This is a genomic window from Niabella aquatica (assembly GCF_054779315.1).
This window is the reverse complement of sequence record NZ_BAAGYM010000004.1, coordinates 109,621-125,174: the sequence shown is the minus strand read 5'-3', so window position 1 is coordinate 125,174 and position 15,554 is coordinate 109,621. Positions and strand designations below refer to the sequence as shown.

19 protein-coding genes are annotated in these 15,554 nt (G+C 41.0%); 9 read left to right on the top strand and 10 right to left on the bottom strand.

Annotated elements, in window-relative coordinates:
* The 5 genes from ACYVBM_RS04315 to ACYVBM_RS04295 form a co-directional block, all read right to left on the bottom strand.
* Window positions 1–450 carry an SRPBCC family protein gene (locus ACYVBM_RS04315; protein WP_460684395.1) on the bottom strand — a complete coding sequence of 150 codons (450 nt, stop codon included), beginning with the start codon at window positions 448–450 and terminating at the stop codon, window positions 1–3.
* A 118-nt stretch (window positions 451–568) separates the two neighbouring features.
* The gene (locus tag ACYVBM_RS04310; protein WP_460684394.1) at window positions 569–1,030 is read right to left on the bottom strand and encodes an SRPBCC family protein; all 462 of its coding nucleotides are present in this window, start codon (window positions 1,028–1,030) and stop codon (window positions 569–571) included.
* 51 nt (window positions 1,031–1,081) lie between these two features.
* Window positions 1,082–1,645 carry a dihydrofolate reductase family protein gene (locus tag ACYVBM_RS04305; RefSeq protein WP_460684393.1) on the bottom strand — a complete coding sequence of 188 codons (564 nt, stop codon included), beginning with the start codon at window positions 1,643–1,645 and terminating at the stop codon, window positions 1,082–1,084.
* Between the two features lie 11 nt (window positions 1,646–1,656).
* A complete protein-coding gene (locus ACYVBM_RS04300) occupies window positions 1,657–2,103 on the bottom strand; it encodes a VOC family protein (RefSeq protein WP_460684392.1) in 447 nt (148 codons plus the stop codon).
* Window positions 2,104–2,129: 26 nt separating this feature from the next.
* The gene (locus ACYVBM_RS04295; RefSeq protein ID WP_460684391.1) at window positions 2,130–2,534 is read right to left on the bottom strand and encodes a VOC family protein; all 405 of its coding nucleotides are present in this window, start codon (window positions 2,532–2,534) and stop codon (window positions 2,130–2,132) included.
* Window positions 2,535–2,712: 178 nt separating this feature from the next.
* On the opposite strand from ACYVBM_RS04295, the gene ACYVBM_RS04290 reads away from it, so the two are divergent.
* The gene (locus tag ACYVBM_RS04290; protein ID WP_460684390.1) at window positions 2,713–3,108 is read left to right on the top strand and encodes a GxxExxY protein; all 396 of its coding nucleotides are present in this window, start codon (window positions 2,713–2,715) and stop codon (window positions 3,106–3,108) included.
* 35 nt (window positions 3,109–3,143) lie between these two features.
* Window positions 3,144–4,121, top strand: coding sequence for a GlxA family transcriptional regulator (locus ACYVBM_RS04285; RefSeq protein ID WP_460684389.1), 978 nt, complete (start codon window positions 3,144–3,146; stop codon window positions 4,119–4,121).
* A 36-nt stretch (window positions 4,122–4,157) separates the two neighbouring features.
* On the opposite strand, the gene ACYVBM_RS04280 is transcribed toward ACYVBM_RS04285, so the two are convergent.
* Both ACYVBM_RS04280 and cmk read right to left on the bottom strand, forming a co-directional pair.
* Window positions 4,158–5,270 (bottom strand): Gfo/Idh/MocA family protein, encoded by a 1,113-nt coding sequence (locus tag ACYVBM_RS04280; RefSeq protein ID WP_460684388.1) that lies wholly within the window; start codon window positions 5,268–5,270, stop codon window positions 4,158–4,160.
* Window positions 5,271–5,373: 103 nt separating this feature from the next.
* Window positions 5,374–6,057 carry a (d)CMP kinase gene (cmk, locus tag ACYVBM_RS04275; protein ID WP_460684387.1) on the bottom strand — a complete coding sequence of 228 codons (684 nt, stop codon included), beginning with the start codon at window positions 6,055–6,057 and terminating at the stop codon, window positions 5,374–5,376.
* Between the two features lie 113 nt (window positions 6,058–6,170).
* Between cmk and ACYVBM_RS04270 the strand changes: the two genes are divergently transcribed.
* Window positions 6,171–7,031, top strand: coding sequence for a dienelactone hydrolase family protein (locus ACYVBM_RS04270; RefSeq protein ID WP_460684386.1), 861 nt, complete (start codon window positions 6,171–6,173; stop codon window positions 7,029–7,031).
* Between the two features lie 71 nt (window positions 7,032–7,102).
* Here ACYVBM_RS04270 and ACYVBM_RS04265 read toward each other — a convergent pair whose 3' ends face one another.
* Window positions 7,103–7,603: a phosphoribosyltransferase family protein gene (locus ACYVBM_RS04265; RefSeq protein ID WP_460684385.1), complete on the bottom strand. Its 501-nt coding sequence runs from the start codon at window positions 7,601–7,603 to the stop codon at window positions 7,103–7,105.
* 296 nt (window positions 7,604–7,899) lie between these two features.
* On the opposite strand from ACYVBM_RS04265, the gene ACYVBM_RS04260 reads away from it, so the two are divergent.
* Window positions 7,900–9,216 carry a 4Fe-4S dicluster domain-containing protein gene (locus ACYVBM_RS04260; RefSeq protein ID WP_460684384.1) on the top strand — a complete coding sequence of 439 codons (1,317 nt, stop codon included), beginning with the start codon at window positions 7,900–7,902 and terminating at the stop codon, window positions 9,214–9,216.
* Between the two features lie 20 nt (window positions 9,217–9,236).
* Here ACYVBM_RS04260 and ACYVBM_RS04255 read toward each other — a convergent pair whose 3' ends face one another.
* Window positions 9,237–9,911: a LysE family transporter gene (locus ACYVBM_RS04255; protein ID WP_460684383.1), complete on the bottom strand. Its 675-nt coding sequence runs from the start codon at window positions 9,909–9,911 to the stop codon at window positions 9,237–9,239.
* Window positions 9,912–9,920: 9 nt separating this feature from the next.
* On the bottom strand, window positions 9,921–10,577 hold the full coding sequence (locus ACYVBM_RS04250; RefSeq protein WP_460684382.1) for a protein-L-isoaspartate(D-aspartate) O-methyltransferase: 657 nt from the start codon (window positions 10,575–10,577) through the stop codon (window positions 9,921–9,923).
* Window positions 10,578–10,872: 295 nt separating this feature from the next.
* On the opposite strand from ACYVBM_RS04250, the gene ACYVBM_RS04245 reads away from it, so the two are divergent.
* Genes ACYVBM_RS04245 through ACYVBM_RS04225 form a run of 5 tightly spaced genes read left to right on the top strand, consistent with a single transcriptional unit; the run spans window position 10,873 to window position 15,427 of the window.
* Complete coding sequence (locus ACYVBM_RS04245) at window positions 10,873–11,991, top strand: glycosyltransferase (protein WP_460684381.1); 1,119 nt, start codon at window positions 10,873–10,875, stop codon at window positions 11,989–11,991.
* A 15-nt stretch (window positions 11,992–12,006) separates the two neighbouring features.
* A complete protein-coding gene (locus tag ACYVBM_RS04240) occupies window positions 12,007–12,438 on the top strand; it encodes a GxxExxY protein (protein ID WP_460684380.1) in 432 nt (143 codons plus the stop codon).
* On the top strand, window positions 12,422–13,444 hold the full coding sequence (locus ACYVBM_RS04235; RefSeq protein WP_460684379.1) for a GHMP family kinase ATP-binding protein: 1,023 nt from the start codon (window positions 12,422–12,424) through the stop codon (window positions 13,442–13,444). Before ACYVBM_RS04240 ends, ACYVBM_RS04235 begins: the two co-directional genes overlap by 17 nt.
* A 57-nt stretch (window positions 13,445–13,501) precedes the next feature.
* Window positions 13,502–14,083 carry a D-sedoheptulose-7-phosphate isomerase gene (locus ACYVBM_RS04230; RefSeq protein ID WP_460684378.1) on the top strand — a complete coding sequence of 194 codons (582 nt, stop codon included), beginning with the start codon at window positions 13,502–13,504 and terminating at the stop codon, window positions 14,081–14,083.
* A 33-nt stretch (window positions 14,084–14,116) separates the two neighbouring features.
* A complete protein-coding gene (locus ACYVBM_RS04225; RefSeq protein ID WP_460684377.1) occupies window positions 14,117–15,427 on the top strand; it encodes an HAD-IIIA family hydrolase in 1,311 nt (436 codons plus the stop codon).
* The last annotated feature ends 127 nt before the right edge of the window (window positions 15,428–15,554 follow it).

Sequence of the window (15,554 nt, the reverse complement as noted above, 5' to 3'; positions counted from 1 at the left end):
TTACGCATCCGGAATATTGGGCTCTGTTAATTTTTTCAATTTCTCTAATGATTCCTGCCAGCCTAAATAGCACATTTCAGCCGGTATCACATCGGGTATGCCTGTTTGCGTAATATGCAATGCTGTTCCGCAGCTTACCGTTGTTAATTGTACGGTTGTGATCATTTCGCCGGGCAAATTGGGATCATCAAATTTATCCGTGTATTTTAATGACTGATTGGGTACAATTTCCAGGTATTCGCCGCCAAACGAATGCGCATTGCCTGTTGTAAAATTGGTAAAGCTCATTTTGTACATACCCCCTGCTTTAAAATCGAATTGATGGACTTTGCATACAAATCCATAAGGCGGCAACCAGCTTGCCATTGCATCGGCATCAGCAAATGCACGAAATACTTTCTCGGCGGAAGCTGTTAAAACCCTGTGTAAGGTCACTTTGTTCTTTTCCATTTTCTTTAATTTTTAGTTATTTATCTTTCTCTCACTGATTTCATTAATGAACACGGATAAAAACATCCGTGCTTTTCTGAGTTATCTGTGAGCATCATTTTTTTTTAAATATATTGTATCAATTATTTTCGATTATCTGTTTCAGCTTTTCCAATACTTTCGGCCAGGTTTCGTTGAAATAATCGAAATAATCATCGGCCGTTTCTAAGTCTACGGTAAGGTCCGTTACTCCGTTATTTTCCTCAAAAGTATAATTTTCAAAACCGCCTGCCCATTGCGCTGCCTGTTCGCCTGATGTGATTTCTTTGTCTCCGTCCAATATTCCGTTATGGCAAATCGAAACAAAACGGTTGGGAATATGCTCCGCTATTTCACTGACCATTCCTCCCTTTTTACCGTCTTCACCTGTACCAACGAAAAGGATTTTAGAGCCTTTTTCCCAGCTTCCCTCGTAGGTGGAAGTGGGGTTAAACCCGGCTGTCCACGCTTCGTAATCAGCTTTGCTGTCTAATCCGAGCATTATGCGGTACACTTTACCTACAGGTGCTTTGATGCGCGTTTTGAATTGTAATTTTTTCATTTTTTTAAATTTTAATTCCTTCCCGTGCCATTTTTGATTGTCTCTTTTCAATCATTTTTGTGGTTTGTAGCTTAAAACAATTTTCCCTCCCGGATAAAGCTTTGATGCTATGGGAGTAAATTTCTGTATCCTGTCTGGCGAGTTAAAAATAGTCATACCGTTGCCCATGGCTGTTGGATTTACAATAAGATGATACTCGTCAATGAGCTCTTCCTCTATCAGTGATGAAACAAAATCTGCACCGCCAAAAACCAGGATGTCTTTTCCTTCTCGCTTTTTTAAATTGGCTATTTCTTCTGCCAGGTTTCCTTTTGCCAAATTAGTGTTGTTCCAGGGTGATTGGTTAAGGGTATTGGTAAAGACAACTTTTCGGATATCTGCTATTTTTTTTGCAAAGGGATGAGCAGGATTCTGCGCTGCTTCATGCTCCCAATATTTTATTATACTTTCCGCCGTCTTTCTGCCAAGCAATAGTGTGTCCGAGGTATCAAGCATTGTATTGAGAAACGCTGTAAATTCGGTATCAGGGTTCCATGTCATCCAATCGCTTTCGCCATTTAAGCCACCAACATATCCGTTGATGGTCGTTTGCATTTGCAACTTTACTTTTTTCATTGTATGGCCTTTTAATAATCTTCAATTATGATTTTTCTCTGCTTCATCATTACCTCGAACGAATCGGGCTTGCTCATCAGCTCGTTTAAATTTTCAGGAAGTACCTGCCATCTAAGCCCGTATTTATCGATGCACCAGCCGCATTGCGATTCTTTACCCTCATTGGTGAAATAATCCCAATAACGGTTTATCTCCGGCTGGTCTTTACAGTTAATGATGAACGAAACGGCATCATTCAACAGATGATGTTCGTTTTCTGTGCTCATAAAAACATACTTCATACCGAAAATTTCAACGTTGCACAGTTCGGTATTTCCACTGGGCGTGTTGCCAAGCGGTATGATTTCTTCTGACTGAAAGTCTTGTCCGAAAACATTTTGATAATAGGTAATTATATTAGCGAGTGTTCCGCCATCGGCAGTAAACCAGAGGTTGGGAACTATTTTTTGTACATTCATAAAATTGGATTTTATTGTTACAGATTTTACTGTTGCGGAAATTTGCTCATATCCATATAAAACACTTCCCAGGTGTGCCCGTCAAAATCTTCTATGGTTCGTTGCTGCATAAAGCCATAATCTCTTATTTCATTAGGCTCAATACCGCCTGCGGCAAGCCCTTTTTCCATTGTTTCATTTACCTGGTCTAAACTTTCCAATGAAAGAGAGAATAGCGCTGCAATTCCGTTTTTCGTATCCGCAATAGGTTTGTCCGTAAAGGTCTTAAATTTTTCATGCGTCAGCAGCATTACAAAAATGCTGTCGCTCCATACCATACATTTTGCTGTATCGTCTGAAAACTGAGGATTATTTGAAAAACCCAGGGCGGTGTAAAAGCTCATTGATTTGTCGAGGTCTTTTACTGCCAAATTGATGAATACCTGCTTCATTTTCTCTTATTTAAATGGTAAATAATAATTTGCCTGAACTAATAATACAAAGATGCAACGGATATGTAGATATTACGATGTGCATAAATGACAACTAAAGGGTGATTTACGACAAACTTTACTTTATCTTTATAACCGTAACTGTCTGAACTATGATTTCTGTGATTAAATGATTTTTATGATTGATGAAAGGTATAAATATTCGGAACTGACATCCCGAATAATTGGTTGTGCAATGACTGTTCATAAAACATTGGGCAACGGATTTCAGGAAGTCATTTATCAACGGGCGTTGGCAATCGAAATGCGATTGGCGGGCATTGCCTTTCAACGCGAATACGAGATGCCCATATATTACCGGGAGGAACAGATTGGGACAAGAAGGGTTGATTTTCTGGTTGAGGCTCTTGTTTCCGTAGAGTTAAAAGCTATCACAAAATTAGAAGATGTGCATTTTGCACAAGCCATTAATTATTTGGAAGCATACAATCTGGAAATTGGCTTACTAATAAATTTTGGAGAAATGAGCCTAAACTTTAAACGGTTGACCAATAAAAAATTCAAATCTGCGTAATCATAAAAAATCAAACAAATCATAGCTCAGACGAAATGAAGAATGTAAGCATACTTGTTCCCGAAAATTCGGTAATGCAGGCCATAGCCGATCCACAATACTTGTTTTCGGCAGTAAACCAATTTATGGCAGTATCGGGTAAAAAGCCATTATTTAATGTGCAATTGGTAGGCTTAAAAAAAGAAGTAAAAATTAATGATGGCTACTTTTCTATCAATACTTCACAGCTTTTGAAAGATGTAAAGAAAACAGATCTGATCATCATCCCGGCCTTGCTTGGGGATATGAAAACTGCTATTAAAGCCAACAGGAAAATCCTGCCCTGGATAAAGGATCAATACAACAATGGGGCAGAAGTTGCTTCACTTTGTGTAGGCGCATTCTTATTGGCTTCTACGGGCCTGCTCGATGGTAAAAAGTGTTCAACGCATTGGGGGTTTCAAAACGAATTTCGTGAAATGTTTCCCTGCGTAGAAATAATAGACGGCAGTATTGTTACCGAAGAACATGGTCTTTACTCAAGCGGTGGCGCTATGTCTTACTGGAACTTATTGCTGTACCTGGTAGAAAAATATACCGACAGGCAAACGGCCATACTGGCTTCCAAATACTTTGCTATTGACATCGATAGAGATAGCCAGGCAGCTTTTGCTATGTTCCAGGGACAGAAAAATCATACGGATGAAGCTATAAAACAGGCACAGGAATTTATTGATAAAAATCTCCAGGAAAAAATTACGATTGAAGAACTGGCAGCATTGGTTTCGTTAGGCAGGCGAAGCTTTGAGAGGCGGTTTAAAACGGCTACTAATAATTCCGTGCTGGAATACATCAACAGGGTTAAGATTGAGTCTGCCAAACGAAGCTTTGAATCGAGCCGGAAAAATATTAACGAAGTAATGTACGATGTGGGTTATACAGACACAAAAGCGTTTCGGTCTATCTTTAAAAAAATCACAGGTCTTACACCTGTTGAATATCGTAACAAGTACAATAAAATGACGGTCGTATAATGCGGTTCTTCATCAAGCCGGGATTATAAAAGACAGTTACAACCCTATCTTCTTACCCATTGAAACTGCTTTATAAATAGCTTCAATAATTTTCAGGTCGCGCAGGCCTTCTTCACCGTCTACCGGTATTACGGGCTGTTTACCATCCAGTATAATAGCGGCCATTTCATCCATCTGTACTGTCTGGTGCACTACAACCGGCGCATTAATTTCTCCTTTATTTGTGCGGCCTTTTATAGGCCCATAGCCTGTTGAAGGCTGCATTTCTGCAAATCCTTTTTCGCCATTCAGAAAAAAACGATCCAGGTTATTCATATTATACGATGAGAGGCAGGAAGCTACGGCACCACTTTTAAACCCAAACTGAAATTGTATGGTTTCATCCACACCCAACCTGAACTTTTCTGTATCGGTTTTCGTTTCCTGCGCTGTTACCCAAACAGGCTCTTCGCCAACCATATACCGGCAACCATTGATCGCATAAATACCAATATCCATAAGAGAACCGCCACCCGCCAATGCCATGTTAAGCCTCCATTGCGACGGGTCGCCGATCCGAAATCCACAGAGCCCCTGGAAAAACCTGATAGCGCCCAATTCACCTTCATTACGCATACGCACGACCTCGAGTGTAGTAGGTTCAAAGTGCATACGGTAACCTACCAGCAAATGTACATTGGCCTTTTTACAGGCATCCATCATTTCATGGCCTTCTTTAACGCTGATAGCCATCGGCTTTTCACAGATCACATGTTTGCCGGCCCGGGCAGCTCTTACAGTATTATTGCAGTGAAGTGCATTCGGTGTAGTTACATATACCGCATCAATATCCGGATTGTTCCTGATGCTATCAAAGTTCTGGTAGTTATAACAATTCTTTTCAGGCACATGGTAGGCAGCTCCCCAGCTTTTTAGTTTTTCAGGTGTACCGCTGATCAGCCCGGTAACTTTTGCCCTCCGGCAATGATTCATTGCTTCAGCTACACGCCGGGCATAGCCGCCTAAACCCATTAAAGCCACGCGCAGCACTTTATCACTATTAAAGGAATGGAATGCCTTGCGCTTAAAAGAAAATATACCTGATCCCAGTAAAGGCAAACCTGCTGACGCAATCGTGACCTGTTGCAGAAATTTTCTTCTTGATTTCATTAATATATATTTCGTTTTGCTATCTGACTTTAAAACGAAGTATGGCTGTTTCAAAATTTGCTATTTTGAGCAAAGCCAAAAATACCAATGCCGCAAGCATGAACTATTGAATCAGCCCGTTAGCCAGATCTAAAATGCTGTGCAATTGCTCTTCGGGTGTAAGATTGGTAGTATCTATTTCAACAGCATCTTTTGCTTTACGTAAAGGGCCCACTTCACGGTTGGTGTCTATATAATCGCGCATTTCTATATTATGCGTTACTTCTTCAATTGTAATATTGGGATTTTTCTGATACAGCTCTTTAAACCTGCGCTCTACTCTTACCGTATTATCAGCTACCATAAAAATCTTCAGCTCGGCATCGGGAAATACAACCGTCCCGATATCTCTTCCATCCATTATCACCCCTTTATTATTGCCCATTTTCTGCTGCTGGATTACTGCATATTGCCTTACATCGGGCAGCGCCGCTACTTCGCTCACTTTTTCAGCAACGATCATTTCCCGTACCAGGTATTCTACATTTTCATCATTCAGAAATATTTCTACCTGCCCGCTTTGCCTGTTGAATCTGAAATCAAGATCTATTTCTTTAAGTGCTTCTTTTACCAGTTCCGCATTGGTAATATCAACATTATTTCTTAAAAAATATAAAGTGATCGCCCTATACATAGCACCGCTATCTACATAAACATAATCCAGCTTTTTTGCAAGTTGCCTGGCCACAGTACTTTTGCCGCAGCTCGACATACCATCTATCGCTATTATAATTTTCTTATTGCCCATTAAAGCCTTTATAGTTTTCGTAAAGGTAAAAATTTAATCCTTAATGCCTAATTTTATTATACCAATCCATATATCAATCAGGTATAAAACGTTATTAAAAAAAGCTCAGACAAATGAAGAAAAATCAATTATTATTCTCTCTCGCACTGGCATGTGCTGCTGCCTTTGGTTGTAACAGCAACAGTTCACAAAAGGCGCCTGAAAACGACAGCTTAGCAACTATAGCAAATGCTGCTGATTCATCTGCAATCACTGAAGTTAATGTGGAATATAGTAACGGCGGTAAAAACTTTAAAAGCGTTGCGGCTTACAAAGCAGGTGGCGAACATTTGCCTGTTGTTTTGGTAGTACCCGAATGGTGGGGCGTGAACGACTATACCAAAAGCCGCGTAAAGCAATTAGCAGCGCTTGGATATTTTGCTATGGCTGTAGATATGTATGGAGAGGGCAAAATCGCAGAAACCCCTGACAGCGCAGGTTCCCTGGCCACCCCTTTTTATAAAGATGCTTTCATGGCTAAAAGCCATTTTGATGCAGCGCTTGCAAAAGCTAAAACCTTTACACAGGCCGATACGGCTAAGATAGCAGCCATAGGGTATTGCTTTGGCGGTGGTATGGTATTAAACATGGCCAGGCTTGGAACCAACCTAAAAGGGGTAGCCAGCTTCCACGGCAGTCTGAATGGTGGTTTACCGGCACCACAGAAAGGATCTGTTATACCGGCTATACTGGTGCTTCATGGCGAGGCCGACAGTATGGTACCTGCTAAAGATGTAAGCAACTTTAAAAAAGAAATGGATAATGCCGGGGCACATTATACATTCATCGGCTACCCGAATGCCAAACATGCTTTTTCCAACCCCAATGCCACAGTTATTGGTGAAAAATATAAGCTGGATATTGCTTATAACGAGGTAGCTGACAAAGCATCATGGGAAGCATTGAAAACTTTTTTAAGCACTGTTTTCAAGTAATCCGGGAAATAAACAGGAAAGTACTAAAAAGCAGGCGCAGCACTACAACACCTGCTTTTTTTATAAAAAATCTATGCCAGGTATGCCCCTGTAATCATTTCTCCTTCCACCTCTACCACTATATGCTCCTGCAAAGTAGTAGCAAGGCAAACGCCCTTATAATTAGCATTGACGGGAAACTGTGTATGGCTTCTTTCTACCAGCACCAGCGTCTGTATTTTTTTGGGATGAAATTCAAGGAACGGCTTCATTGCGTATAATAAGGTTTTTCCGCTGTTAGTAACGTCATCGATCAGTACTATTACCTTACCATTAAAATTCAGTGGTGCACTTAACACTACCTCCTTCGGCAACTGCTTGTCTATATCCATGGTCAGTATCTCAATCTTTACATCGCTCAACTTGCTTACCAGCTTTTGCAGCCACCGGGCCATAATAACCCCTGTAGTTTGTATGCCTACAAAGATCAGCTCCTTCTCTTCAATATTATTCTCAATCACCTCAAGTGCCAGCCGCTTTAGTTTCTTTGCGATTACATCACCCTGCAAAATATATTTTTTAGTTTTTGTCATAATTCCATTTTTAGCCCTGATGTTACAATTATCTGTCAACAAAAATATAAATACTCATTTATAACGGCCGGGATATTTGTAATGGAATACTTGAGTTTCGTTTCTATGTTACAAAACGCGTATATCTCAAATTGTCGTGTGAAGCAAATATTATTAAATTATACGCGAATTCCGTGTAAAGCCCCAAGCAGGTCTTCCTATTCTGTAGATGCTTCCGCTATATCCAAAATGGTATCCCTGCAATTGGGACTGCACCTTGCAAAAACCCGTAAATTAGCAGCTGTAATCGAAAGCTCATGCAAATATTACAACAAATATTATTTCTGTTGCTTATCGCTTCTACCCTGTTTATTTTTTATAAAAAGATAACAATTGTTAAAAGAAATATAAACCTCGGCAGGAACGAATCCATTACTGATCATAAACGCCAACGCTGGAAACATGTTTTATTACTGGCGTTCGGACAAAAGAAAATGTTCCGGAAGCCGTTGGCTGGTGTGCTTCACTGCCTTGTTTACGCGGGCTTCATTATTATCAACATAGAAATACTGGAAATTGCGCTTGATGGAATTTTCGGCACCCACCGTTTATTTGTAAACTGCCTGGGAGGCTTTTACATTTTCCTGATCAACGCTTTTGAGATATTGGCGTTACTTGTTATCATTTCATGCTCAGTGTTTCTGATAAGAAGAAATATCATAAAGCTTAAGCGCTTTATGAGTAACGACCTGGACGGCTGGCCCAGGAGTGATGCCAATTATATACTTATAACGGAAATCGTCTTAATGGTTCTTTTCCTTACCATGAATGCATCTGATACTTTATTACAGGCAAGAGGCGTTGTGCATTATACAGCATCCGCCACGGGCAATTTTATGATATCGCAATTCGTACAACCGCTCCTCTCAGGCCTGAGCACCCCCGTATTAATGGCAACAGAAAGAAGCTGCTGGTGGCTGCATATTACAGGTGTCTTTGCTTTTTTAAACTACCTGCCCTATTCCAAGCATCTGCACATTATACTGGCATTCCCTAATGCATACTACACAAGGTTATTCCCTATGGGCAAAATGGAAAATATGCCGGTCATTCAAAATGAAGTGTTGTACGCCATGGAGCCTGAATTAGCGCCTGCTGATGCCAGTGCATCCGAAAAATTCGGGGCCAAAGATATTATGGATTTAAGCTGGAAGAATTTATTAGACGCTTATTCCTGTACTGAGTGTGGCCGATGCTCTGCCGCTTGCCCGGCAAATATTACCGGCAAAAAACTATCGCCGCGTAAAATAATGATGGATACCCGTGACCGTACCGAAGAAGTAGGTAAAAATATAAATGTCTATAAAGAGCTGACAGGCGATGGCAAAAGCCTGCTACACGATTATATTACGGCAGAAGAATTAAGGGCCTGCACCACCTGTAACGCCTGTGTTCAGGAATGTCCTGTAAGCATCAACCCGCTTGATATTATACTGCAACTACGCCGTCACCTGGTAATGGAAGAAAGCAATGCTCCTCAGGAATGGAACAGTATGTTCAGTAACGTAGAGAATAATTTTGCCCCCTGGAGGTTCAGCCCGCATGACAGGGATAAGTGGACAGAAGAAATATAAGATATCAGATATGGAATGAATTAATCCCGGCGTGTTTCTGCATCATGTATAGTTTCTTTAAAATCTTTTTTCTTTATAAACATGCGCCAGAGCTGAATTAATGCAGTTACAAAAAATACCCCGGCAATAATATAATTTACAACCGACTGGTTATCCTGGATCTTTGACGCGATCAGCCTCCCTCCAAAAATAAAAAGACAATTTCCGATCATAGTTCCTATTCCTATGCCAATGGTATAAAGGTTATAGTGCACGTTATTAGGCAATAAAACTCCTTTGGTAAGCAAAACCGTGCTCCACCCAAACCAAAATGGAATTTGCATGGGGTTTACAGCGCTCATGCTTAAACCCAGGATATAAGAAGGCAGGTTGCTGTTCAAAATGACATTCTTGTTTTCATGTGGATGCGAAGCCGCAATGAAGCTGGTAACAGCCAACGCCAGGATAATAAGTAAAGTAAGCCATTCTAATATCCGGAAAAGCTTCTCCTGCCTGCGCACCCAATCCATTGCTACCAGCGACAAACGCACGTAAATCATTTCTGCAGTTAACGCGCCCAGCGAAAAAAGCATGGCATCCCCGAGCGACTCTGCGATCGATATTTGCATCGCAGCAATATTTAAGGTTCCTAATGGCAAGGTACCTAAAAAGCTAACCAACAAACCTGTGAAAAAAATACGCAGTGCTCCTTTCATCCGCAATAGTTAAGAATTTTTTCCTTCCAGCATAGGTACAAAAGAAAAATTATCAAAATACTCAATATCAGTACCCTCTTCAAGTTTCGTTATCCTGCGCATTTGTTGTATATTACCAATGTTTACAGGAATTACCATCTTACCTCCTGTTCTCATTTGCTCAACCAGTTTAGGAGGTATTTCCGGTGCAGCAGCAGTAACGATCACTTTGTCAAAAGGCGCATAAGTAGGCAGGCCCCGGAACCCGTCTCCGTAAAAAAACTTAACAAACGGATATTGTTTCAGATAAGCGAACGCTTTGTTCTCATCAAACAGTTTTTTTTGCCGTTCAATGGTAAAAACCTTTGCACCCATTGCCGCTAAAATCACGGCCTGGTATGCGCTGCCGGTTCCAATCTCGAGTACCTTATCGCCTCTTTGCACCTGCAACAGCTCCGACTGATACGCCACTGTATAAGGTTGGGAAATTGTTTGTCCTTCGCCTATGGGAAAGGCTTTATCCACATAAGCTACATCATCAAAAGCAGAGTCCAGGAAAAAATGACGAGGAATCATATTAATGGCATTTAACACATTTTCGTCCTTTATACCTTTAGCCCTTATACCATCCACCAGCTTCTTTCTTAATCCTTTATGCTTATAAGTATCTTCTGTACTGCGCCTCATGCAGCAAATGTAATTGATTAGTTGAAAATGTAAAAGGTTTAAAAATTGAAAAAGAAGATAATCTTACTTATTAATGAGACCTGTATTTAGCCGTATTTTTTCTATTTTAAACCCAACAGAATGTTACAATCAGTGGTTTTGTACAGTTCATCCGCAAATCGCGGGCACCATTCAATGATAGTGATATTATGAGCAGCATACAACATGACATATTAAACATAGTAATGATTAATAACCCGTTGAACCTATTAACTCCTTAACAATTTAAACCTGTAAACTATATTTGCTGAAATATATGGCTAAAGTAATCATTATAGGTCCGGCGCACCCTTTACGTGGAGGGTTAGCCACTTTTGATCATCGCCTGGCAAAAGAATTTATGGCAATGGGACATGAATGTGCTATCGTTTCTTTTTGCCTCCAATACCCCGCCTTCCTGTTTCCCGGAAAAACGCAGTACAGTAATGATCCAGCACCTGAAAGCATTAAAATCGATTCTTTGATAAACTCTGTGTATCCGCTTAACTGGCTTAAGGTAGGCAACCAACTCAGAAAGGAAAACCCTGATATTATTGTGGTGCGGTATTGGTTACCTTTGATGGGACCTGCGTTAGGTACTATCCTGCGGCAGGTAAAGAAAAACAGGCATACAAAGGTCATTTGCATTGCAGACAATATTATTCCACACGAAAAAAGACCGGGCGATGTGCTATTTACCAGGTATTTTGTAAAAGCAGTTGACGGGTTTATTACCATGAGCGAAAAAGTACTGACAGACCTGCGAACTTTTTCCCAAAAACCTGCAAGTTTAGTTCAGCATCCGCTTTATGATAATTTTGGGACCCTATTGCCTAAAGATCAGGCCAGGGAATATTTAGGCTTATCCCAGGCTGATAAGATCGTTTTGTTCTTTGGCTTTATCCGCAAATATAAAGGACTGGATTTATTGCTGAACGCGATTGCCAGTCTCAGATCTCAAATACCCAATCTCAAATTACTTATAGCAGGTGAGTTTTATGAAGATGATCAGCCTTACAAAGACCTTATAAAAGAACTGGATATTGAAGAAATGTTAATTCTTAGAACAAATTTTATTGCTGATAATGAGGTCAGGTATTATTTATGCGCCAGTGATGTACTGGTACAACCCTATAAAAATGCCACCCAAAGTGGTGTTACACCCCTTGCTTATTATTTCGAAAAGCCCATGATCGTTACCAATGTTGGAGGGCTGCCGGCTCTTGTACCTGACGGAAAATGCGGTTTTGTTGTCGAACCGCAGCCATCAGCCATTGCCGGTGCCATCAGGCATTTTTATGAATTAGGAGAAAACCATTTTATTCCACATCTTCGCACCGAGAAAGAAAAATACAGCTGGACAAATATTGTAAATGCGATAATGTCAGAACTATGATTTTATTGATTAAATATGATTGATAACAGATATAAATATTCTGATATGGTCTCACAAATCGCCGGATTTGCAATGACAGTTCATCAGGTACCTGGTAATGGCTTTCAGGAAGTAATATACCAACATGCATTTAAAATTGAAATGATGCTTGCGGGCATTTCTTTTAAACGTGAGTCTCCAATGCCGATTGATTACAGAAATCAACAAATCCGAAAAAGGTATGTTGACTCTTGGACAGAGACTGTTATTTCGGCTGAACTAAAAGCCAAAATATGCTTAGACAATGGGCCTTTTGCACAGGCAATTAACTATCTTGAAACATACAATTTAGCAATAACACCATTAAGCAACTTTGGAGGAGCTGGCCTTAATTTTAAGCGGCTTCCTAACAAAAAATTCAGGTCAATTCATACAAATCACAGGCAGACAAATGATCCACAGAAGTAAAGCACCTTTAAGAATAGGACTGGCCGGTGGCGGTACAGACGTAAGCCCCTACTGCGATGAGTTTGGCGGCGCTATATTAAACGCCACTATTTCGCTGAACGCAAATGCTACCATCGAAATAACAGACGATGACAAGATTACCTTAGAAGCTTTTGACCGCGACGAAAGAGAGGAATTGGACTGGGGCAGGCAACTACCACTAAATGGACATCTTGACTTATTAAAAGGAGTTTACAACCGTATCCAGAAAGATTATCCTTTCCGGAGAACTGGTTTTAAGCTAAGCACTTATGTAGATGCCCCCGCCGGTTCCGGCCTGGGCACCTCCTCTACGCTTGTGGTGGCTATTGTGGGCGCTTTTGCCGAAATGCTTCAGTTACCTTTAGGCGAGTATGACATTGCGCAGTATGCTTATAACATTGAAAGAAACGACCTGAAACTTGCAGGAGGAAGACAGGATCAATATGCCGCAACATTTGGCGGTGTAAACTTTATGGAGTTTTATAAAGATGATAAAGTAATTGTAAACCCCTTACGCATCAGGCAGCGCTACCTGGATGAGCTGGAGAACAATCTCCTGCTTTATTATACATCCACCAGCAGGGAATCTGCAAAAATTATTGAAGAGCAAAGCAAAAATGTAACAGACAAAAAACAGACATCCATAGACGCCATGCATGAGCTGAAACACCAGGCGCAAATGATGAAAGAAGCTTTGCTAAAAGGCCAGCTGCATGAAATAGGACAGATTCTTGATATCGGCTTTGAGCAAAAAAGAAAAATGGCAGCAGGTATTAACAACCAGCTCATTGATGATATTTACAGCGCCGCCAAAGCAGCCGGTGCTACCGGCGGAAAAATAAGCGGCGCCGGTGGCGGCGGTTTTATGATCTTTTATTGCCCCGGCAATACCAAATATAAGGTTCAGCATACCCTGGATCAGTTCGGCGGTGTTAACCGCAATTACCAGTTTACCAAACATGGCTTAAAAACATGGAGCGTATAAACCTCATCCTCCCTCTTTAAAACCTAAAACAGGGAGCAGCTGTTAAAACAAAAATATATGAAAGAACAAATACAACAACTTATCCGGTCATCTATTGATGTAAAACAATCGGTTTTACAAAACCAGGCATTACTTGCTACTGTTGAACAAGTGGTTGCACTGGTAGTAGACACTTTCAAAAAAGGGAACAGTGTATATTTTTGCGGCAATGGCGGCAGCGCTGCAGATGCACAACATCTTGCGGCCGAATTCAGCGGAAGATTTTATAAAGACCGGAAAGCGCTTCCGGCAGAAGCCCTGCATTGTAATACCTCTTATCTTACTGCCGTTGCCAATGATTATAGTTTTGATCTTATTTATGCAAGGCTTATACAGGGTCTGGGTAAGGCAGGCGATATACTGATCGGCCTCAGCACTTCCGGCAATTCGAAAAATATTGTACAGGCTTTTGAAACAGCACAAAGTAAAAAAATGGTTACCATTGGCTTTACCGGGGAAAGTGGCGGAAGTATGAAGCCATTAAGCGATTACCTCATTAATATTCCCGCAGCTGATACCCCGCGCATACAGGAGTGCCATATGCTGTTAGGCCATATCATTTGCCAGCTGGTAGAGGAAAAATATTTTGCAGCCCCTTAATCGCCCAAAGGAAGAATATAAGTTTATCCAATAATGAACATGCAACAAGAACTTTCTGCCTCTCCAAGTCCTGTTTCTTTGTCCGAAATGACTTCTCCGGAGGGGCATGAGGCCATCATCCTCGCCGGTGGTCTCGGCACCCGCCTTCGTTCTGCGGTTCCCGATCTGCCTAAATGTATGGCTCCTGTTGCCGGCAGGCCGTTTTTATACTATGTAATCAATTACCTGCGCATGCAGGGCATTGATAAAATTGTATTCAGCCTGGGATATATGCACGACGTGATCCTTCAATGGCTGCAACAGGAGTTCTCATCGCTGGATTATGATTACGTGATTGAAGATGAGCCCCTCGGAACAGGTGGCGCTATACGGTTTGCATTGCAAAAAACCACCGCAGAAAATGTTTTTATCGCCAACGGAGATACCCTGTTTCATTTTGATGCGCAGTCAATGTTAGTACAGCATCTGCAGCATAATGCGACCTGCACACTTGCATTAAAACCTATGTATAACTTTGACCGATATGGAGTAGTGACACTTAGTAAAAACAATACCGTCAGCAGCTTTAAAGAAAAGCAATATTATGAATCAGGCCTGATCAACGCCGGTTTATACCTTATTCATAAAAAAGCTTTTTTTTCCAAAAGCTTTACCACGAAATTCTCTTTTGAAAAAGATTACCTGCAACAATTCGTTGGTGAAGCACATTTTTCAGGTATCGCCTGGGATACATACTTTATCGACATCGGCATCCCTGAAGATTATAACAGGGCACAAACGGAGTTTGCAAAGGCTCCGCCCGATCTTAGCCGGATCGACAAAAACTGGACCTTGTTTGTAGACCGGGATGGCGTAATTAACCATGATAAGCCAGGCGGTTATATAACAACACCGGAAGAATTTCAATTTACAGATGGCGTACCCGGCTTATTTAAAAAGCTTACCGAAAAATTTAAACGGATCATTGTAGTGACCAACCAAAGAGGTGTAGGGCGGGGAATTATCAGCCCCGATAACCTGGCTGCCATGAACGAAAAAATGCTGGATGGTATTGAAAGTGCAGGCGGCAATATTGATAAAATTTACTTCTGTACAGACGTGGAAAACAAATCCTTTAACCGTAAGCCTAATCCGGGTATGGCCATACAGGCAGTGAGCGATTTCCCCGACATTGATCTTACTAAATCCCTGATCATAGGCAATAGCCTGAGCGATATGAAGTTTGGCCGTTATGCAGGTATGTATACCGTATTCATTACTTCAACAAAAAAAGACCAGGCATTGCCCCATCCTGATATAGATTTGTTGTTTGAAAGCCTGGAGGCTTTTGCAAAGCAGGTGTGAATGGTTGCTGGTTACTGGATATTGGTTGCTGGTTACCAGCTTTCAGGTTAACAAAGTAATTAAATAGTGTGTACGCTTTTAGCCTCCTGTATTTGGCAATCGTCCATTGTCTAAAATCTAACATCTA